19 protein-coding genes are annotated in these 20,073 nt (G+C 69.9%); 7 read left to right on the top strand and 12 right to left on the bottom strand.

Features of this window, described 5'->3' with window-relative positions; translation table 11 throughout:
- Positions 1–249: 249 nt before the first annotated feature.
- Entirely contained in the window at positions 250–1,110 is an 861-nt protein-coding gene (gene ubiA / locus AB0N89_RS15560) for a 4-hydroxybenzoate octaprenyltransferase (RefSeq protein WP_364204837.1), read from the top strand.
- On the opposite strand, the gene AB0N89_RS15555 is transcribed toward ubiA, so the two are convergent.
- Positions 1,107–1,805, bottom strand: coding sequence for an HAD-IA family hydrolase (locus AB0N89_RS15555; RefSeq protein WP_364204835.1), 699 nt, complete (start codon positions 1,803–1,805; stop codon positions 1,107–1,109). The genes ubiA and AB0N89_RS15555 overlap by 4 nt on opposite strands.
- Positions 1,806–1,984: 179 nt before the next feature.
- Here AB0N89_RS15555 and AB0N89_RS15550 point away from each other — a divergent pair, with 179 nt between their 5' ends.
- The gene (locus AB0N89_RS15550) at positions 1,985–3,880 is read left to right on the top strand and encodes an N-acetylmuramoyl-L-alanine amidase (protein ID WP_364204833.1); all 1,896 of its coding nucleotides are present in this window, start codon (positions 1,985–1,987) and stop codon (positions 3,878–3,880) included.
- A gap of 66 nt (positions 3,881–3,946) precedes the next feature.
- Here the strand turns inward: AB0N89_RS15550 and AB0N89_RS15545 are convergent, their stop codons facing one another.
- A complete protein-coding gene (locus tag AB0N89_RS15545) occupies positions 3,947–5,335 on the bottom strand; it encodes a glycosyltransferase (RefSeq protein WP_364204832.1) in 1,389 nt (462 codons plus the stop codon).
- Complete coding sequence (gene xrtP / locus AB0N89_RS15540) at positions 5,335–5,838, bottom strand: exosortase P (protein ID WP_364204830.1); 504 nt, start codon at positions 5,836–5,838, stop codon at positions 5,335–5,337. Before xrtP ends, AB0N89_RS15545 begins: the two co-directional genes overlap by 1 nt.
- A 427-nt stretch (positions 5,839–6,265) precedes the next feature.
- On the opposite strand from xrtP, the gene AB0N89_RS15535 reads away from it, so the two are divergent.
- From AB0N89_RS15535 to wecB, 3 genes are all read left to right on the top strand, one after another.
- The gene (locus AB0N89_RS15535; protein ID WP_364204828.1) at positions 6,266–7,042 is read left to right on the top strand and encodes a choice-of-anchor P family protein; all 777 of its coding nucleotides are present in this window, start codon (positions 6,266–6,268) and stop codon (positions 7,040–7,042) included.
- Positions 7,043–7,063: 21 nt separating this feature from the next.
- A complete protein-coding gene (locus AB0N89_RS15530) occupies positions 7,064–7,243 on the top strand; it encodes an LPXTG cell wall anchor domain-containing protein (protein WP_364204826.1) in 180 nt (59 codons plus the stop codon).
- A gap of 105 nt (positions 7,244–7,348) precedes the next feature.
- A complete protein-coding gene (gene wecB, locus AB0N89_RS15525) occupies positions 7,349–8,500 on the top strand; it encodes a UDP-N-acetylglucosamine 2-epimerase (non-hydrolyzing) (protein ID WP_364205004.1) in 1,152 nt (383 codons plus the stop codon).
- Here the strand turns inward: wecB and tsaD are convergent.
- From tsaD to tsaB, 3 genes are read right to left on the bottom strand one after another with little or no spacing between them, the layout of a single operon-like run.
- Positions 8,497–9,543: a tRNA (adenosine(37)-N6)-threonylcarbamoyltransferase complex transferase subunit TsaD gene (gene tsaD, locus AB0N89_RS15520; RefSeq protein WP_364204824.1), complete on the bottom strand. Its 1,047-nt coding sequence runs from the start codon at positions 9,541–9,543 to the stop codon at positions 8,497–8,499. The genes wecB and tsaD overlap by 4 nt on opposite strands.
- Positions 9,543–10,022, bottom strand: coding sequence for a ribosomal protein S18-alanine N-acetyltransferase (gene rimI, locus AB0N89_RS15515; protein ID WP_364204822.1), 480 nt, complete (start codon positions 10,020–10,022; stop codon positions 9,543–9,545). Before rimI ends, tsaD begins: the two co-directional genes overlap by 1 nt.
- Positions 10,019–10,684 carry a tRNA (adenosine(37)-N6)-threonylcarbamoyltransferase complex dimerization subunit type 1 TsaB gene (tsaB, locus tag AB0N89_RS15510; protein WP_364204820.1) on the bottom strand — a complete coding sequence of 222 codons (666 nt, stop codon included), beginning with the start codon at positions 10,682–10,684 and terminating at the stop codon, positions 10,019–10,021. The genes rimI and tsaB overlap by 4 nt, the downstream gene beginning before the upstream one ends.
- A gap of 294 nt (positions 10,685–10,978) precedes the next feature.
- Between tsaB and AB0N89_RS15505 the strand changes: the two genes are divergently transcribed.
- Together AB0N89_RS15505 and AB0N89_RS15500 are read left to right on the top strand one after the other, a co-directional pair.
- On the top strand, positions 10,979–12,400 hold the full coding sequence (locus AB0N89_RS15505) for an acyl-CoA synthetase (RefSeq protein WP_364204819.1): 1,422 nt from the start codon (positions 10,979–10,981) through the stop codon (positions 12,398–12,400).
- Complete coding sequence (locus tag AB0N89_RS15500; protein WP_364204817.1) at positions 12,397–13,728, top strand: carboxyl transferase domain-containing protein; 1,332 nt, start codon at positions 12,397–12,399, stop codon at positions 13,726–13,728. Before AB0N89_RS15505 ends, AB0N89_RS15500 begins: the two co-directional genes overlap by 4 nt.
- On the opposite strand, the gene tsaE is transcribed toward AB0N89_RS15500, so the two are convergent.
- From tsaE to AB0N89_RS15470, 6 genes are read right to left on the bottom strand one after another with little or no spacing between them, the layout of a single operon-like run.
- Positions 13,725–14,189, bottom strand: coding sequence for a tRNA (adenosine(37)-N6)-threonylcarbamoyltransferase complex ATPase subunit type 1 TsaE (gene tsaE / locus AB0N89_RS15495; RefSeq protein WP_364204815.1), 465 nt, complete (start codon positions 14,187–14,189; stop codon positions 13,725–13,727). The two genes, AB0N89_RS15500 and tsaE, sit on opposite strands and share 4 nt — an antisense overlap.
- Positions 14,189–15,286, bottom strand: a complete 1,098-nt coding sequence (locus tag AB0N89_RS15490; protein WP_364204813.1) for an alpha/beta hydrolase — start codon at positions 15,284–15,286, stop codon at positions 14,189–14,191. The genes tsaE and AB0N89_RS15490 overlap by 1 nt, the downstream gene beginning before the upstream one ends.
- Positions 15,283–16,422 (bottom strand): alanine racemase, encoded by a 1,140-nt coding sequence (gene alr, locus AB0N89_RS15485; protein ID WP_364204811.1) that lies wholly within the window; start codon positions 16,420–16,422, stop codon positions 15,283–15,285. The genes AB0N89_RS15490 and alr overlap by 4 nt, the downstream gene beginning before the upstream one ends.
- Before the next feature lie 28 nt (positions 16,423–16,450).
- The gene (ugpC, locus tag AB0N89_RS15480; RefSeq protein WP_364204809.1) at positions 16,451–17,542 is read right to left on the bottom strand and encodes a sn-glycerol-3-phosphate ABC transporter ATP-binding protein UgpC; all 1,092 of its coding nucleotides are present in this window, start codon (positions 17,540–17,542) and stop codon (positions 16,451–16,453) included.
- Between the two features lie 4 nt (positions 17,543–17,546).
- The gene (xylB, locus tag AB0N89_RS15475) at positions 17,547–18,974 is read right to left on the bottom strand and encodes a xylulokinase (RefSeq protein WP_364204807.1); all 1,428 of its coding nucleotides are present in this window, start codon (positions 18,972–18,974) and stop codon (positions 17,547–17,549) included.
- Positions 18,964–19,779: a DeoR/GlpR family DNA-binding transcription regulator gene (locus tag AB0N89_RS15470; RefSeq protein WP_364204805.1), complete on the bottom strand. Its 816-nt coding sequence runs from the start codon at positions 19,777–19,779 to the stop codon at positions 18,964–18,966. The genes xylB and AB0N89_RS15470 overlap by 11 nt, the downstream gene beginning before the upstream one ends.
- Positions 19,780–20,073: the final 294 nt, after the last annotated feature.

Genomic DNA, 20,073 nt, shown 5'->3' with positions numbered 1-20,073 from the left:
ATTACGGCTCCTACCACCCCCGCCGTCGCGGGTGCCGGGGCGTGTTCGGGCCGTGCAATTAGCACTCTAGCCATGTGAGTGCCAGCTCCGCAAGGAGGGTCCGCTCACCTTGTCCGCGAGCGCCTGACCGGCCCTTTTCCGGGGCACGTGCCCATCCGATCACCGCACGTTGCCCCTGAGGGTCGAGTTCGGACCGTGGACGCCATCGCGCCCTTACCTTCGGATCGACACACGCCGGAGGGGAGGACGATGTCGCTGCTCCTCGCGCGGGACAAGCTGCCGGTGTACCTGCGCCTGATGCGGGCGGACAAGCCGATCGGCGCCCTGCTGCTCTTGTGGCCGACGCTGTGGGCGCTGTGGCTCGCCGGTCCGCCGTCGCCGGGGATCGTCGCCGCCTTCGTCGCCGGCGTGTGGCTGATGCGCGCGGCGGGCTGCGTGGTGAACGACTTCGCGGACCACGGGTTCGACGGTCACGTCAAGCGCACCGCGAACCGTCCGCTGCCCAGCGGCGCGGCGACGGGCAGGGAGGCGCGCTGCCTGTTCGGGGTTCTCGTGCTGCTTTCCTTCCTGGTGGCCACGACGCTCAATCCGCTGACCGTCGCGCTCTCGGTGGTGGCGCTGGTTCTGGCGTGCGCGTATCCGTTCGCGAAGCGCTACACGCATCTGCCGCAGGTCGTGCTCGGCGCGGCGTTCGGCTGGTCGATCCCGATGGCCTTCGCCGCCTCGGGGGAATCCCTGCCGCCGGTCTGCTGGCTCCTGTTCCTCGCCAACCTCTTGTGGGTCGTCGCGTACGACACGCAGTACGCCGCGGTCGACCGGGACGACGATCTGAAGATCGGCGTGAAGTCGACGGCGATCCTGTTCGGCCGTCACGACAGGTTGGCTGTCGGCGTCCTGCAGGGCGTGATGCTGGTGCTCTTGGTGGTGATCGGCCGGGTGGGCTCGCTCGGCTGGGGGTTCGACCTCGCCGTCGTGGTCGCGGGCGCGTTGTTCGTCCACCAGGGCAGGCTGACCGCGGCTCGCGAGCGGGAGGGCTACTTCCGGGCGTTCATGAACAACAACCTGGTCGGGATGGTGCTCTTCCTGGGCCTGCTCGCGGATCGCGTTTAGCCCGCTAAACGCGGGTCGGGCGCCGGAGCGCGATTAGGGGCTGAACACAGGTCAGCGAGGGCGTCCACCAGGGCATCGGGGTCGAGAGCGGCGAGCGTCCGGCGTTTGACGGGCGTCGTCGCGAGAGCGATCGAAGCGACTCCGGCGGCGCGAGCGGCCAAGACGTCCGCGGCCGAGTCACCGATCATCACGCACTGGCGAGGCGAAGTGCCCAGAGCCTTCACCGCGGCATCGAGGAGTGCCGGGTGCGGCTTCAGGCGCGCGGGGTCGCTCGTCGTCCGGGCGCTGATCCGGCGAACGTGCCCGGTGAGTTCGTGCAGCGTGAGGAAGGACCGGACCGCGTCGACGGAGTTGTTGCTGACGATCGTCACGGTGAACCCCTGCGCCGCCCACTCGCGGAGCACCTCCACGACACCGGGAGCAGGCGAGATCTGCGAAACGGCCTCGACCTCGAAGCGGCTGAGCTGCCGCTCGACGACGTGCGCGGCGTTCGGCCCGCACGAGGCCGCGTACCGGAGCACGTCGAACGGATCAGCGGAAGCGCTCACTTCCGCGGGCAGATCGGGGGTGACGAGGCGCTTGAGCCTGTCCGCCACCTCGCTCGCCGCCAGCCTGGCGAACACGTCGCACACCGGGCCGTCGAAGTCGAGGAAGACGTGGTCCTTTTCCTGCAGAAGTTCCCTCACCCCAGTCATGCCTCCACCCTGCCACCGACCTCTGTTTCGCGGGCTAATCGCGATCTGGCCGGCACACCTATGTTCAGCCCCCTAATCGCGATCTGCGGGGACCTTACGGAAGAGACGGGTTTCTGGTTAGGTTCCGACCATTGGGGTCGGTCCTGTTCAGCAGACCTAGTCACTGGGGGTATACGCCCATGCCGCGTCCCTTCCGTCCCGTCACCCTCGAGCCGCTCCGGCGCCGGTCCAAACGGACCGCCGGGCTCGCGGTCCTCGCTCTCGCCGCCGGTCTCCTCGCCGCCGTCCCCGCCGAAGCCGCTCCCGCGGATCAGCAGCGCCAACGGGACTTCGCGGCCGCCGCACAGGAGTTCGGCGTCCCCGAGCACATCCTGCTCGGCGTCTCCTTCCTGGAGTCTCGCTGGGACTTCAACGCCGGCACGCCGAGCACGTCCGCCGGTTACGGCCCGATGCACCTGACCGACCTGCGCGAAGCGGGCGCGGGCACGCATCACGACGAAGGCGGGGAGGACCCGCGTGGCGACGACGCCCGCCAGGCGAAACTCCCCGTGACTCCGGCGCCGAAGCCGCCACCACCCGGCCTCCAGACGATCGACGAGGCCTCCTCGCTGATCGGTCAGGACGTCGCGACGCTGCGTACGAACCCCACGCAGAACATCCGCGGTGGCGCCGCGTTGCTGGCGAAGTACCACCGCGAAGCAGGTGACTGGTACGACGCCGTCGCGCGCTACAGCGGCGCGAAGGACGACACGGGAGCCAAGTCCTTCGCCGACGAAGTCTTCGGCACCATCGCCAAGGGCGTCAGCCGCAAGACCGACGACGGCCAGAGCGTCACCCTCGCCGCCACGCCGGTGAGCACCGCACGCGCTCAGGCGGAAGACCCCAAGACGGAGTGCCCGAAGAAGGTCTCGTGCCTTTCGGTGCCGGCGCCGTACCAGGAGTTGCCGAACAACGACTACGGCAACCACGACAAGGCCGACCGGCCGAAGAGCCAGAAGGTCGAGTACATCGTCATCCACGACACCGAGGGCTACTGGAACACGGCGATGGACCTGGTCCAGGACCCGACGTACGTGAGCTGGCACTACACGATCCGCTCGTCCGACGGCCAGATCGCGCAGCACGTGCCGACCAAGGACGTCGCCTGGCACGCGGGCAACTGGTACGTCAACGCGAAGTCCGTCGGCATCGAGCACGAAGGCTTCGCCGCGAAGGGCACCTGGTACACGGAGGCGATGTACCGCACCTCCGCGAAGCTCGTCGGCTACCTCGCGCGGAAGTACGACATCCCGCTCGACCGCGCGCACATCATCGGCCACGACAACGTCCCGGGCACGATCCCCTCGACGATCAAGGGCATGCACTGGGATCCGGGCCCGTACTGGGACTGGGCGCACTACTTCGACCTGATGGGCGCGCCGCTGGCGGGCTTCGGCCGTCCCGGTTCGCCGCTGGTGACCATCACGCCGGACTTCGCCACGAACCAGCCCGCGTTCACCGGCTGCGAGGGCGCCGGAAAGCCTTGCCCGGCAAGGGGGTCTGGTTCGGTCGTGCTGCGCAGCGAGCCGAACGACTCGGCGCCGCTGCTCAAGGACATCGGCCTGCGCCCGGACGGTTCGGTGAGCACGATGGACGTCTCCGACGTCGGCAGCCGGGCGGAGACCGGGCAGCGGTACGTGGTCGCCGAGCGCCGTGACGGCTGGACGGCGATCTGGTACCTGGGCCAGAAGGGCTGGTTCCGCGACGTGCGGACGACGAGCCCGGCGTTCGGCCTGGTCGTCACGCCGAAGCCCGGTCTGGCGACCGTCCCGGTGTTCGGGCGCGCGTATCCGGAGGCGGAGGCCTACCCGGCGAACGTGCCGGTGCAGCAGGTCGTCCCGCTGCCGTACACGTTCCCGGCCGGGCAGCGGTACTCGCTCGGCACCGTGGTCGGCTCCGAGTACTTCTCGGCGACGACGTTCGACCCGGCGGACCACGTGGTCGTGAAGGGCAAGACGCGGTACGTGCAGATCCAGTTCGGGCACCGGATCGCCTTCGTGAAGGCGGACGACGTCCGGATCGTGCCCGCCTTCTGACCCAGCTCGCTCGCCACGCCCGGATCGCGTTTAGCCCGCTAAACGCGATCCGGGCGCGGGAGCGGGTCAGGAGTCCAGGGCGACCTTGACGCCGGGCGCGTGCTCGGTGTTCCGCCGGGTCTTCGACCATCCGTTCCGGCCGCGGACCAGTCGGAACAGCGCCCGCCACGACGTGATGTAGAACGTGTAGATGTAGAGCGCGTAGGCGAAGCCCATCCCGAGCCCGCGCAGGAAATTGCGGCTCTTCAGGCATTTGAACTGATAGATCGGGCCCCACACGATGAACGGCAGGAGCCCGAACGAGCCGTAGATCGCGAACAGGATCCACGCGCCGTCGTCGGCGAACCACGTCCACATCTGCGCCGGATCCCCCGCCGTGCTGACGAGCAGCAGGATGAACGGGATCGGGTACAGCAGCGAGCCGAGCAGCTGCATCCACGGCTGCGCCAGGTAGTACATCATCTCCGCCGCGCCCAGCGTGCTCACGTGCGGCGAATCCCAGATCCGCCGCAGATACCGCGAACACTGCATCGTGCCCTGGCCCCAGCGCGTGCGCTGCACCAGGAACCGCCGCAGGCTGTACAGACCTTCTTGCTTCACATGGGAATCCGGGGTGTACCCGGTCCGCCAGCCCGCGGTCAGCAGGTGCACGCCGAGTTCGAAATCCTCCAGCAGCGAACCGCGCCACGGCTGTTCGTCGTCGCCGGCGATCGAGTCCAAAGCGGACAGCCGGGTGAACTGGCCGTTGCCGCCCATGGAGATCGTGCCGGTGAACCCGCGCGAGGTCTGGATCGCCGCGATGGCCGTGCGGAACTCGAGATCCTGCATCTGCGCCAGCTTCAGCCCGAAAGCGCGGGAGAACCAGTTCTTCCCCGGCGGACGGCTGTCGGCGTTGCCCATCCAGACGTCGAGCTGCACAGCGCCGATGGACTCGTCACCGAACAGATGGTCCGCGGCGCACACTTCGAGGCAGTTCTCCGCCGGACGGCCGTCCGCGTCGACCACCACGACGACCACGTCGTCACGGCTCTCGTTCGGGCCCATCCAGAAGTTCAGCGCCTGATAGGCGGCGTTGAGCGCGTCGCCCTTGCCCGTCCTCGCCTCCGGACGGCGCCGGGGAACGAGGTGCAGATACGGGTCGTAGCCGCCGTTGCGCCGCCAGATCGACTTGACGACCCGGGCGGTGCGGTCCTCGGAGTCGTCGTCGACGACCCAGACGTGCGCGTGCCGGAACGTCGAACGAAGGTACCGCACCGTTTCGCGGATGACGGTCTGCTCGTCCCGGCAGGGAACGAAGAAGTGCCAGGTGAAGTCGGCGGCGTCGCCGACGGGCGCGGGTTTGCGCCGCAGGTACGGCACGACGATCACGACCACGTACACGATGAACGCGACGCTCATTGTGAGCGCGAACGCCTGCGTGATCGCGAGAAGGATCTTGACCGAACCGCCGCCCATCAGGCGGCCCCGCGCTCGGCCCGGGACTTGCGGGTGCCCAGCCAGACGAACAGCACGAGGGCGACCGCGCCGCCGAGGACACTGACCATCGAACCGAGCAGGGTGTGTCCCCAGTAATAACCTTCGTCCACTCCGAGCCAGTTCACCAGGCCGACGATCGCCAAAACCCTCAGCTGATTGACAAGAATGACCACCGCCGCCGAAATGGACAACGAGAAGAACAGCCTCTTCGCATTCTTCGGGCGGAAATACAACATGACCGCGGTCACCAAGAGCAACGGCAGCAACATGAATGCCGAAGAGCATTCCGGCGTCATTCGTAACCCGAGTGGAGTATCGCCCGACAACCCAAAGTAGACAGTCTCGCGTTCACCGGCGACGAAGACACCCGATGTGGTGATAACCCTTAGTATCAATCCGGAGAGTTGCACTTCGAACACCCGATACAGGCGTTCGGCCAGCACCAGGGCGACCGCGGCGGCGATCACCGCCAGCACCGCCATACGCAGCGGGAACCGGCTTGAACTCGGCAAAGGAGCGCTCGCAACGGCCACGGTGACCCTCTCAGGAAAGACGCAGCAGACGACGGGATTCGACGAAGCGGACAGGGACCTCGCCGACGAGAGTAAGTCAGCGAGAGCGGGTCCTTTCGACCGGGGTTCGCATTAACGACATGATCATGAGCCCTTTCGGCACGATCGTGGAGAAACTGACTAGGCCGAAAGAGTGATGTCGTCGCCGACCTGCGGCAAAGGCCCGGAAGTCCACCTGATCCGGTGATCCTGGCAGTTTTTTGTTCAATTTGAGAAACACTCGGCGATAGACGGTCCGCGAGCCGAGTCAGGCCAGCTGAGGATTCGTCCGCATCGGTTGTGCCCATGTGCCGACCGCAGATGAAAGAAAACCCCCACGAACAATTCGGAGGATCAGTTGAAGAACACGCACCTCTTGCGACGGGGCGGACTGCTCGCCGCTGTGGTGGCGAGCGTTGCCCTCGCCGGTGCGGCGCCCGCCTCGGCGGCCCCCGGTGACGGCTCCGCGTACGGCGTCAAGGTCGATGTGAAGCTCCTCGGCCTCGACGCGGTGAAGGCCGGACCGCTCGCCGAAGCGAAGACCTCCGGACCGACCACCAACAGCCTCGCGAAGGCCAACCTCACCGGAATTCTCACCGCCGGCGCGATCAACACCGAAGCCAAGCGCGACGACAACTCCGGTGCCGTGACGGCCAAGGCCAGCACCGCCGACGTCGGTCTCCCGCTGCTCAAGGGCGCCCTCGGCGACGTCGGCATCAAGGTCGTCGAAGCCACCTGCACCGCGACCCAGAAGGGGGTGCAGGGCGCGACGAACCTGGTCGGGGCGAACCTCGGCAGCGCGGGCGCGGTCGACTCGACACCCGCACCGAACACCCAGGTCAAGGTCGGCCTTGGCGCCGCGAACGTCGCGACGATCATCCTGAACGAACAGATCAAGAACGGCGACGGCAGCCTCACGGTCAACGCGATCCACGTGAAGCTGCTCGGCGACGCGCTCACCCCGCTGGGTTCCGGCGACGTGATCGTCTCGTCGGCCACCTGCGGTCCGGCCGGTCTGCCCGTGCCGCTCGCTTCGGGCGCGGGACTGTGGATCGGTCTCGGCCTGCTCGGCGCCGTCGCCGTTCCGGTCGGTATCCGCGTCGTGCGCGGCCGTCGTCCGGCGACCACCGCCTGACCAGGGTGAAGTGAGGTCGAGATGTACAAGTTGCCTGGTGCCGGAGTCGGCGTCGCCGGTGGCGGGGTGGGTGCCCTCGCCGCCACCGGGGCCGATGTCGGCTGGTGGCTGGCGGTCGGGGTGATCCTGCTGGTTCTCGGAACCATCGCGGTCATCGCCGGCTACCGCCGCACGAAACGGCTCGGCCAGACGGGGAACTGACACTCCCCAGGACAGAACGGCCGCCGGCGTGGGTCCCTCGCACGCCGGCGGCCGCCACCCGCGGTTTGCGGGACACTCGAACTCGTGGATGAGGAGCGCGAACGCGTGGACGTGATGTTGCTGGCCGGGACCCGGCCGGAGGCGGTCAAGCTCGCTCCGCTGGCACTGGCGCTGGCGGAGCATCCGCACCTGCGGCCTTTCATCGTCCACAGTGGACAACATCAAGGCATGGTCGAGCAGGCGCTGATCCCGTTCGGGCTGCCGGTCGACGCCTGGCTCGACACCCCGCACCGGACCACCGGCACCCAGGCGGAACTCGTTTCAGGGCTGCTCCCCGCGCTCGACCGGGTGCTGCGCCGGGTCGCGCCCGCGGCGGTCGTCGTCCAGGGCGACACGACGACGGGACTGGCGGGCGCGCTCGCCGCGTTCTGGCTGGGGATCCCGGTGGTGCACCTCGAAGCGGGGCTGCGCACGCACGACCTCGCCGCGCCGTTCCCGGAAGAGGGAACCCGGCAGATGATCTCGCGCATCGCCGCGCTGCATCTCGCGCCGACACCGGGCGCCGCGGCCGCGCTGCGCACGGAAGGTGTTCCGCGCCAACGGATCGCGGTCACCGGCAACACCGTCGTCGACGCCGTGATCGAGATCGCCGAGCGCGATCTCCCGGCCAGGGACACCGCGCTCGCGTTGCTGGAGATGGAGATCTCCGAAGCGGGCGAGCGCCTCGTTCTCGTGACGTCGCACCGGCGCGAGTCCTGGGGCGAGCCGCTGAGCCGCACGCTCGCGGCCATCGAACTGATCGTCGCGGAGCACAGCGACGTCCAGGTGCTGTTCCCGGTGCACCCCAATCCGGCCGTGCGGGAACAGGTCATGACCGCGCTCGGCGGGACGCCGCGGGTGACGATCACCGAGCCGCTCGAATATCCCGATCTCGTACGCGCGCTGCGGCTGGCCGAACTCGTCCTGACCGATTCCGGTGGTATCCAAGAGGAAGCGCCGACGTTCGGCACGCCCGTCCTCGTGCTGCGCGACGTCACCGAACGACGCGAAGCGATCGAGGCGGGCTGCGCCTGGCTGGTCGGGACGGACACCGGTCTCATCGCCGACACCGCGGCGAAGATCCTGCGCGGCGATCTCCATCCGACGCACGCCGGAAACCCTTACGGCGACGGCAATGCCGCCGCACTCGCGGTGGCGGCGCTGGAGGAGCTGCTCAATCTCGCCCCGGCGCCGCGCACCACCGCCGAAACACGCTAGATCGAAATGATCTGAACCGGTAGTGCCGGATTCGCCGAGAAGTCGAGCGACGCCCGCGGACGTCCGGCGGCGACCACGTGCGCGCCGAGCGCGGCGATCATCGCGCCGTTGTCCGTGCACAGCCGCGGCCGCGGGACGCGCAGGGTGATCCCGGCTTCCGCGCAACGCTCGGCGGCGAGTTCGGAGAGCCTCGAATTCGCCGCCACACCACCGGAAATCACCAAGGTGTCCACGCCGTGTTCCTTGGCGGCCCGGATCGCCTTCATCGTGAGGACGTCGGCGACGGCCTCCTGGAACGACGCGGCGACATCGTCGACAGGGATCTCCTCGCCGCGGCGCTCCGCGCCCTCGACCCAGCGCGCGACGGCGGTTTTCAAACCGGAGAAAGAGAAATCGAACTTCGCGTCGCGCGGTCCGGTCATGCCGCGAGGGAACGCTATGGCCGCGCCGTCACCGTTCTTGGCGGCCTTGTCGATGGGCGGGCCACCGGGATACGGCAGACCAAGAACGCGGGCGACCTTGTCGTAGGCCTCGCCCGCCGCGTCGTCCACTGTGGACCCGAGCTCGGTGATTTCGGACGCGATGTCGTCCACCAGCAGCAATTGCGTGTGCCCGCCCGAGACGAGCAGGGCGAGACAGCGCTCCGGCAACGGCCCGTGCTGGAGCGTGTCGACGGCGATGTGTCCCGCCAGGTGATTGACGCCGTAGAGCGGGATGTCGAGCGCGGCGGCGTAAGCCTTGGCGGCGGCGACGCCGACCAGGAGCGCGCCGGCGAGGCCGGGTCCGGCGGTCACCGCGATGGCGTCCACATCGGACAGTTTCAGCCCGGCCATGTCGAAGGCCCGCTCGACCGTCGGGACCATCGCCTCCAGGTGCGCGCGGCTGGCGACCTCGGGCACGACGCCGCCGAAGCGGGCGTGCTGGTCGACGCTGGAGGCGACCTCGTCGGCGAGGAGTTCGACCGTGCCGTCGTCGTGCAGGCGGACGAGACCGACGCCGGTCTCGTCGCACGAACTCTCGATGCCCATGATGATGCGCGGCATCAGCCCGCCACCTCGTCTCGGACCTGGGCCCGCGGGCGGGCCATCGTGTAGGCGTCGGCGCCGGAGGGCTGGTAGTAGCGCTTCCGGAGGCCGACGCGTTCGAAACCGTGCCGCTCGTAGAGCGTGATCGCCGCGTCGTTGTCGGTGCGGACTTCGAGGAAGACCGGCGCCGCGAGTTCGTCCGCGCGGGTGAGGAGCGCTTTGAGCAGGATGGTCCCGATGCCGTTGCGCTGGTGGCCGGGATCGACGCCGATCGTGTGGACGCTCGCCTCGTAGTCGCCGCGGCGGCCGACGACGGCGAGCCCGGCGTAACCGATGACCTCGTCGCTTTCCTCCGGACGGGCGACCAGGTAGTACCCGCCGCCGTCGAGTTCGGCGTGGAAGGCGTAGGCGGTCCACGGCGAATCGCCGGGAAAGAGGATCTTCTCTATCTCGACACAGCGGGGAATATCCTTGCGGCGTAAGGGTTCCAGCCTCACGGCGTGGTCACCTTCTTGCGCGCGGCCGGTTCGACGGCGTCCGGGCGGCGGAGGTAGAGCGGGGTGAGCGGGGCGGGCTCTTTGTCCTGCAGGAGGGCTTCGCGGGCGGCCTTGACCAGGCCGAGCGGTGACGGGAAGCGCGGCTCGATCGGCTGGACGCCGAGGGCGTCCGCATAGAGGAGGGCGCCGTCGCCCGCCGCGACCTCGATGGTCGTCTCGAGGTCGGCGGGCCGCTGGACGTGCGGGCCGTCGACGCGGGATCCGTCGGCGGCGTACGCGGCCCAGTAGACCTCGCGGCGTCTCGCGTCGGTGAGGACGAGGAAGGGCGCTTCGCCGGGGGCGACGTCGGCGGCGATCGCGTCGAGGCTGCAGACCGGGTGGGCGGGGATGCCGAGGGCGTGGGCGAGCGACGCGGCGGTGGCCATGCCGGCGCGGAGGCCGGTGAAGGGGCCGGGGCCGACGCCGCAGACGATAGCGTCGAGGTCGCGAAGCGTGACGCCCGCGGCCTTGACGGCTTCCAGGGCGTGGGGCGTGATCAGCTCGCCGTGCGCGCGCGGGTCGACCGTGACGCGGTCGCCGCGTGACTCGAGGACGTCGCCGTCCAGGGCGACGAGGCCCGCGGTGACCGCCGGGGTCGAGGTGTCGATGGCCAGTACCAGCACGGTTACCCAGCCTACGACCAGCGCCCCGGAGCGATGTTCGCGGGCTAATCGCGATCCGGTGCCGGGCCCGCTCCCCCGCCGCCGGAGTCGACTTTCGCCCCCTAATCGCGATCTGTCGGGTCCCGCCCCTCCCGCCCCGCGACCCGGCACCGGATCGCGATTAGGGGGCGAAAGTCGCTCCCTGCGCTGGGTGTGAAGCAGGTCGCAGGGGGCGGGGAGGGTGGGGCGGTACGGTCCGGAGAGGGGCCTCGGCTCCACGCGCCCCGGCCGTCGGAGTCGAGCAGGAGGTCACACGTGCCCGATCGGTTGTTCCCCACGCTGGCGAGCGGCTCCGACAAGGAGGCCCTCCGCTTCGGCGGCACCTCCCTGACCTACGCCGACGTCACGACCGTCGCCGGCACGCTCGCCCGCGATCTACCGAGCGGCCGCGTCGCCGTCTGGGCGACGCCGACGGTGCACACCAGCATCGCCGTGATCGCCGCGCTGCTCGCCGGCGTCCCCGCCATCCCCCTCAACCCGAAGATCGGCGAGCGCGAACTCGCCCACATCGTCGCCGACAGCGAGCCCGTCCTCGTACTCGCCGAACCGGGTGCCGCCCTCCCCGAGGGGCTCGCCGATCTGCCCCGCCGTGACATCGCGCTCGAAGGCACACCCGGCGATCTCCCCGCGGAACCGGACGCCGAAGCCCCGGCGCTGATCGTCTACACCTCCGGGACGACCGGCCCGCCCAAGGGCGTCGTCCTCCCCCGCCGCGCGATCTCGACCACCCTCGACGCGCTCGAAGACGCCTGGGAGTGGACCGCCGACGACGTCCTCGTCCACGGCCTCCCGCTCTTCCACGTGCACGGCCTGATCCTCGGCATCCTCGGACCGCTCCGGCGCGGCGGCTCGGTGCGGCATCTCGGCCGCTTCTCCACCGAAGGCGTCGCACGCGAACTCGCCACCGGGGCGACGATGATGTTCGGCGTCCCGACCATGTATCACCGCATCGCGGGCGAGGTCGGCGAAGACGCGGCGCTCGCCGAGGCCCTGCGCGGCGCCCGGCTGCTCGTCTCCGGATCGGCCGCGTTGCCCGTCCATGACCACCAGCGCATCACCGCGGCGACCGGCCAGCAGGTGATCGAGCGCTACGGGATGACCGAGACCCTCATGATCACCAGCGTCCGTGCCGACGGCGAGCGTGTCCCCGGAACGGTCGGCGTCCCGCTGGGCGGCGTCGACCTGCGGCTCGTGGACGAATCGGGTGCTCCCGTCGAGGAACTGGAGACCGTCGGCGAGATCCAGGTCCGCGGGCCGAACTTGTTCACCGAGTACCTCAACCGTCCCGACGCCACCGAAGCCGCCTTCGACGACGGCTGGTTCCGGACCGGTGACATGGCGACCCGCGACGCCGCCGGCTACGTGAAGATCGTCGGCCGGAAGGCGACGGATCTGATCAAGAGCGGCGGCTACAAGATCGGCGCGGGCGAGATCGAGAACGCGCTGATGGAGCACCCCGGTGTCGCGGAGGTCGCGGTGACCGGCGAGCCCGACGACGACCTCGGCGAGCGCATCGTGGCCTGGGTGGTGCCCGCCGGTGAGCGCCCGGCTGAGTCGGAACTCGCCGATCACGTCTCGCGGTTGCTGTCGCCGCACAAGCGTCCTCGCGTGGTGCGGTATCTGGAGGCGTTACCGCGCAACGACATGGGCAAGGTCATGAAGCGGTCGCTCGGATGAACAGGCCGTCCGCGCGGTCGGTCATCGAGGAGATCGCGACCGGTTTCGAGGATCTGGACGTTCCGCGGTCCGATGAGCCGGACGACGGGCCGATCGAATGGCCGGGCTATCGCGAGGCGCGCGAAGGCGCCGAGGAACGGACTGGCGAAAACGAGTCCGTCCTCTGCGGGACCGCCAGGATCGGCGACGTCGAGACGGTCGTGATCGCCTTCGAGTTCGGCTTCCTGGGCGGGTCGATCGGCCAGCGGACCGGTGATCGCGTCGAGGCGGCGTTCGCGCGGGCGGTGGAGTCCCGGCTGCCGGTGGTGTCGCTGATCGCGACCGGCGGCAGCCGCATGCAGCACGGGATGCGCGCGCTTTCGCAGCTGCAACGCATCGCGCGGGCGGCGGCCGGAGCCCGGTCGGTGCCGCAGATCTCGGTACTGCGCGATCCGACCACCGGTGGCGGCTGGGCGACCCTCGGGGCGAGCGCCGACGTCGTTCTCGCGCTGCCCGGGGCGCAGGTCGGTTTCGCCGGTTCCCGGGTACGGCCCGCCGACGCGCCCGCGGAGGCGTACACGGCCGAGGCGAAGCTCGCGTGGGGCCAGGTCGACCAGATCGTGCGGCCCGCGGACCTTCCTGCGGCGTTGGAACGGTGGCTGCGCTTGCTGGCTTCGCCGTCAGCGGAAGCCGCTGAGCCTCCAGGTGCTCTCGGGTCAGCGGACTTGCCCGAAAACGGATGGGCCGCTGTGCAGGCGTCGCGCGCTGCTGATCGGCCGAGGGCGGCGGAGTATCTCGATGCGTACTTCGACTGGCGTGAGGATGTCTCGGGCGACAGGTGTGGCGGAGTCGACTCCGGCGTCTTGTGCGGCTTCGGCTGGCGAAGCGGCCGCGCGATCGCGTACGCGGCGCAGTGCGGGACGCCGACGCTGCCCGCGGGTTTCCGGACGGCGGCGCGTCTGGTGCGGCTCGCGTCGAGGCTCGGGATTCCGGTGATCACCCTCGTCGACACCCCGGGCGCGGCGAACGACGCGGCGGCCGAGCGGGCCGGGGCGGGGGCGGCGATCGCGGAGTTGTTCGAAGCCGTCGCGAGCGCGGCCGTGCCGATCACGACGCTGGTGATCGGGGAAGGCGGGTCCGGCAGCGCGCTCGCGTTCGCGTCGCCGGGGTCGACCTGGGTGACCCCCGGTGCGTACTTCTCGGTCACCTCGCCCGAGGCGGCCGCGGCGATCCTCAAGCTGCCCTCCGACGAGGTCCCCGCTCTCGCGGACCGGCTGCGGCTACGCCCCCAGGACCTGGTCGCCCTGGGAATCGCGCGCTCCGTCGTCGGTCCCGCAGATCGCGATTAGCCCGCGAAAGTCGATCCGGGCGTGCGGGTCGCCCAGGTGCCGTGCGGCTCCAGGGTGACCTCGCGGACGTCGTCCTCGCGGCGGTCCAGGCGCACGACGAGGTAGTCGTCCGAAAGGCGCTCCGCCGCTCCCTCGCCCCACTCGACGACCAGGGCGGACCGCTCCAGTTCGGTGTCGAGGTCCAGGTCGTCCAGCTGCGAGAGATCCCCGCCGAGCCGGTACGCGTCGACGTGCACCAAAGCCACCCCGGCCTCGCCCGCCGGATGCACCCTGGCGATCACGAACGTCGGGGAGCTGACCCGCCCGCCGACGCCGAGACCGTCCGCGATCCCGCGGGTCAGCGTCGTCTTGCCCGCCCCGAGCGGCCCGGCGAGCAGCACCAGATCGCCCGCGCGCAGCGAACGTCCGAGCTCGCGCCCGAAATCCATCGTCGACTCGGGAGTCGGGAAAGCGAAATTCATCAGCGTTGCCACCACCAGGTTCGCCGGTCGGAAGTCTCACCATCGGTGCCCGTGCACCGTTGCACCAAGTCGATCAGGTGGCTGTTCACCAGTTCGGGTTGTTCCAGCTGCACCATGTGTCCCGCGCCGCGCACGCGCACCAGCTCCGCGTCCGGCAGCTCCGCCGCGATCCGCTCGGCGTGCGCGATCGGCGTGAACCGGTCGGAATCCCCGCCGACGACCAGCACGTGCGCGTGCTTCAGCCCGGCGAGCGCGGCGTACCGGTTGTGGCTGCCGAGCGTGTCGACGAAGTTCACGAGCCCGCGCACCGGCGTCACTTCGAGCATTTCCAGCATGAAGTCGACCAGTCGCGGGGACACGTCCCGGCTCCCGAAAGCCAGCCTGCGCACCGCCTGCCGCGTCAGCTGACCGCCGGCCGCGCGCACGAACTCGACGAGCCCAGGCTGCCAACCGGCCAGCCCGCCGACGCCCCGCGTGAGCGGGTTGTACTTCGAGAGCAGTGACCGCGGCAGTCCCCGTGCGCCGACTTCGCCCGCCGCGGTCGCGATGAACGCGACACCGCCGACGCGGTCGTCGAACAGCTCGGGATGCTCCGCGGCGAGCTCCATGATCACCATGCCGCCCATCGAGTGCCCCATGAGCACGAGGGGCCCGTCCGGCACCACCGAGCGCAGGACCATGTCGAGGTCGCGCGCCAGCTGTTCGATGGTGCTGGTTTCGGCGGTCGCGGCGCCGGATTGCCCGTGCCCGCGATGGTCGTAGTAGACCTGACGCACCCGCGGCAGCTTCAGCGACGCGAGGTCTCGCCGCTGGAAATGCCAGCAGCGCTTGGACAACGCGAAACCGTGCACGCCGACGACGGTCAGCTCCGGTTCTCCTCCATCGGCCGGGTCGATCTCCTCGACCGCGAGCGGCGTGCCGTCCTCCGCCGCCACTGTCGACGTCCGATCCGGTTCAAGATCCCCCAACGGCTCGTCCACGAACGGATCCTCACTCTGCCGCCGCTGCTGTGCGGCGACGGCGATCGCGGCGGCGGTGCCGGTGGCCACGGCTCCGACACCGCCGACGATGGCCAGCAGTCGTCGTGAAGGTGTCACGAGCCCGCCTCCAGATACGTCCGGCGGATCCGCGGGCGGTACATCGAGGTCACGATCTCGTAGTCGATCGTCCCCAGCTTGTCGGCCCATTCGCGGGCCGTCGGCTCGCCGAGATCGCCCTGGCCGAAGAGGATCACTTCACTGCCGACGGCCGGTTCGTCGTCTCCGCAGTCGACGATCAGCTGGTCCATGCAGACGCGGCCGACGACCGGCCTGCGCTTTCCGTCGAGCCACACGTCCATGCGCCCGGAAAGCGTCCTCGGCACGCCGTCGGCGTATCCGACCGGAACCAGGGCGAGGGTGGTGTCGCGCTCGGCCGTCCAGGTGTGGCCGTACGACACCGATTCGCCGGACGCGATCCGTTTGGTGAGCACGACCGACGACTTGAAGGTCATCGCCGGGCGCAGGTCGTCTTCGGTGGGCACCGGGTTCAGCCCGTAGATCGCGATCCCGGGGCGGACGAGGTCGAAGTGCAGCTCGGGCCTGGTCAGCACGGCGGCGGAGTTCGCGATGTGCCGCATCGGGTTCAGCCCGGCCGCGCGGGCGATGTCATACGCCTCGTCGAACCGCTTCGCCTGCGCGTCGATGGAGGGGTGGCCGAGATCGTCGGCGCACGCGAGGTGCGACCAGATCGCGACGACCTCGATGAGCGCCTTCTCGGCCGCCGCGGCCTCGACCAGCGCTGACCATTCCGCAGGTGGACAGCCGTTTCGGGACAGTCCGGTGTCGATCTTGAGGTGCACCCTCGCGATCGAGATTAGGCCGCTAAAGTCGCGTGCCCGGCGCACGCCGTCGGCCACTCGGGAGAGCTCGTCGAGGGAGCTCACGGCGATGTCGATGTCTTCGGCGACCGCGGGCGCGAAGTCGGCTTCGGGAGTGTCGAGCCAGCTGAAGAGCCGGACCCCGATCCCCGCGCGGCGCAGCGCGAGCGCCTCGCCGAGGGAGCAGGTGCCCAGCCAAGTGGCCCCGCCCTCGACAGCGGCACGGGCGACCTCGAGCGCTCCGTGGCCGTAGCCGTCGGCCTTGACGACGGCCATCGTCCGGGCACCGGGGGCGCGGGAAGCGAGCAGGGCGACGTTGTGCCGGATGGCGGACAGGTCGATGACGACCTCGGCACGCGGGAAACTGGCGGTCATAACGACCACCAGTTTCCCACGAACCGGCTCAGGACAGGCGCGCCCCGTCGGTGGCGGAGAACACGTGCAGCTCGTCGGGACGAATCCGCAGGCGCAGGGTGTCGCCCATGGCCGGCGGCTTGCGCGGGTCCACACGGGTCACGACGTTCGACTTCGTGCCTTCGGCGTCGCTCTCGGCGAGCTTGCCGTAGACGTACGCGTCCGAGCCGAGCTCCTCGACGAGGTCGACCTTGATCGGCAGCGTGCCGTCTTCGCTGGTGGTCACCTCGATCGACTCGGGGCGGAAGCCGAGGGTGACCGTGTCGCCTTCGGCCTTGGCGAGGATCTCGCGGGTCAGCGGCACGCGGGCGCCGCCCAGCTCGGCACCGTCTTCGGTGAGCTTCGCGGTGACGAGGTTCATCGCGGGCGAGCCGATGAACCCGGCGACGAAAGCGTTTGCGGGCTTGTCGTACAGGGCGCGCGGGGTGTCGCACTGCTGGAGGAGACCGTCCGAGAGGACCGCGACCCGGTCACCCATCGTCATGGCCTCGACCTGGTCGTGCGTGACGTACACGGTGGTGACGCCGAGGCGGCGCTGCAGGGCGGCGATCTGCGTACGGGTGGAGACACGCAGCTTCGCGTCGAGGTTCGACAGCGGCTCGTCCATCAGGAAGACCTGCGGCTCGCGCACGATGGCGCGGCCCATCGCGACACGCTGGCGCTGACCACCGGAGAGCGCCTTCGGCTTGCGGTCGAGGTACTGCTCGATGTCGAGCAGCTTGGCCGCGTCGAGCACCTTCTGCTTGATCTCCGAGGCCGGGCGGCCCGCGATCTTCAGCGCGAAGCCCATGTTCTGGCCGACGGTCATGTGCGGGTACAGCGCGTAGTTCTGGAACACCATCGCGATGTCGCGGGCGCGCGGCGGCAGCTGCGTGACGTCGCGGTCGCCGATCCAGACGGCGCCTTCGTCGATGTCCTCGAGGCCGGCGAGCATCCGCAGGCTGGTGGACTTGCCACAGCCGGACGGCCCGACCAGCACGAGGAACTCGCCGTCGGCGATCTCGAGGTCGAGTGCGTCCACAGCGGGCCGCTCGGAGCCCGCGTAGCGCCGGGTCGCCTTGTCGTAGGTGATCGTGGCCATCGGTTCAGTCCTCTTTCGGTTTCGCGGAAATGCCGTGCCCGAGTTCGCGGGCTTCGAGATGCCGTTGCTGGATCCGGCGCCCTTCGGCGCGGTCCGGCTCGGTCGGTTCGAGTGGGGTGTAGCCGTGCTGTTCCTGCCAGCGGGGAGGTTCCGTGCTGGAAGCGAGGGCCCAGGCCGCCTGCCGCGCGGCACCGACCGCGACGTACTCGGCGACCTCGGGGACGACGACGGGCACGCCGAACACGATCGGCGCGACCGCGCGGACGGCGGCCGACTGCGCGCCACCGCCGATCAGGAGGACCTGGCGGACTTCGAGTCCCTGCTCGACCAGGGCGTCGAGACCGGCGGCGAGTCCGCACAACATGCCCTCGACGGCGGCGCGGGCGAGGTTCTCGGGCGTCATGTTCGCGCGGGTCAGGCCGAAGAGCGTGCCCTTGGCGTCCGGGAGGTTCGGCGTCCGCTCACCGTCGAGATACGGCAGAAAGGTGAGGCCGCCGGAACCGGGCGCGGCGGCGAGCGCCAGCTTGTCGAACTCCGTGAGCTCGACGCCCAGCATCGCGGACGTCGCGGTGAGGACGCGGGCGGCGTTGAGGGTGCAGGCCAGCGGGAGGAAACGGCCGGTGGCGTCGGCGAATCCCGAGACGATCCCGGACGGATCGGCGCTCGCGGTTTCGGAGACGCCGAAGACGGTGCCGCTGGTGCCCAGCGAGACCACGACGTCGCCGGGGGCGAGTTCGAGACCGAGCGCGGCGGCCATGTTGTCACCGGTTCCGGCCGAGACCAGGATCCCGTCCGGGGTGTGGCCCGCGGCTTCGGCGGGACCGATGACCTTGGGGAGGTCGGGAGTGCGGCCGCCGAAGGCGTGCGCGAGGAGGTCTTGGCGGTAGGTGCCCGTCGACGGCGAGAAATAGCCGGTGCCGGAGGCGTCGCCGCGGTCGGTGACCGGCTCGGCGCCCTCGCCCAGCAGCCGCCAGGTCAGCCAGTCGTGGGGCAGCAGCACGCGGGCGACGCGGTCGGCGAGCTCGGGCTCGTTCTCCGCCATCCACCGCAGCTTCGTGACGGTGAAGCTGGCGACCGGCAGCGAGCCGACGGACTTCGCCCAGTTCTCGGCACCGAGTTCGCCGCCGAGGTCTTCGGCCGCCTTCGCGGAGCGGGTGTCGTTCCACAGCAACGCGGGCCGGACTACCTCGCCCGCTTCGTCGAGGGTGACCATGCCGTGCTGCTGACCGCCGATGCCGATGGCGCCGACGCCGTCGAGCAGGCCGTCGGTGGCCTCGCGGAAGGCGTCCCACCACGCGGAGGGAGCGACTTCGGTGCCTTCGGGGTGCGAAGCGCGGCCGGTGCGGACGATTTCGCCGGTGTTCGCGTCGCAGACGACGACCTTCGTCGACTGGGTCGAGGAGTCGATTCCGGCGACCAGGTCAGATTTCATATTCCGGCCCCTCCGGGTCGCATTCGACCTGTTCGATGGCAGTTCCGGCGTTCAGCGCTGCCTCGATCTCCTCGGTGGGTGTCAGATCGTCGGTGATCAGGAGGTCGTAGTCGCCGATGTCCCCGTGCGCGAAGGTGGCCGTGCGGCCGAATTTGGAGTTGTCGACGACCAGCACGTTGTGGCTCGCGGTGCGCAGCGCGGCCTGCTTGAGCGCGGCGTAGTCCTGAACCGGGTGGAACAGGCGGCCGACCGCGACCGCGGCGACCGAGACGAACGCGATGTCGGCGTGCGTGCGTTCGAGGAAGGCGAGGACGTCCGGACCGGCGCACGAGTCGTATTCGTGGTGATAGCGGCCGCCCGCGAGGACGACCTCGACGCTCTTGACCGGGCCGAGAATGCGGGCGGCTTCGAGCGAGTTGGTGATGACGGTGAGGTCTTCGATCAGGCCCAGGCGGCGGACGAGCGGGAAGAGCGTCGTCGAGTCGTCGACGAAGACCGTCTGACCGGAGTGGACGTGCGCCGCCGCGGCCTCGCCCAGCGTGTCCTTCGTGGCCTGGTTGAAGGTGTCGCGGAAGCGGGCGGCCGACTCCATCGTCGTCGCCGGGTACGCCTCGACCTTGCCGCGGAGTTTGCGGAGGAGGCGGCGATCGGCGAGGTCGTCGAGGTCGCGGTGCATCGTCATCAGGCTGACGCCGAACCGGGTGGTGAGGTCGTCGATGCGGACCTCGCCGGTGGCGATGACGTGGTCGAGGATCTCCTGGCGCCGGTGCTCGACGGCGGCGTCCGAGGGCCTGGTCTTAGACATGGGCGACACCGTTCACGACCCGGACCATCGCGGCCTCGGCGGGGTGGGTGTCGGCGCTCACACCTGCTTCTTACCAGATTATTCGCCCAGAGTTAACACGTAAATCGATAACTCTCGCATTTCCTCGCCACCCGCCCCACCCCCTCCGTTTCGATGTTCGCCCCCTAATCGCGCTCTGATGGCACCCGCCCGCAGAGCGCCCTCGACGGCGGGTGAACCGGGCTGCGCCCCCGGGGCGACCGACGTCGGCGAATCACTGACGATCGGCGCGGTGGGCGCGGCCTCCGGCCGGAG

This window comes from Amycolatopsis sp. NPDC089917, from assembly GCF_040684635.1.
GTDB lineage: Bacteria > Actinomycetota > Actinomycetes > Mycobacteriales > Pseudonocardiaceae > Amycolatopsis.
Note: the sequence above shows the minus strand (reverse complement) of the source record. Positions and strands in the feature narration are given on the sequence as shown.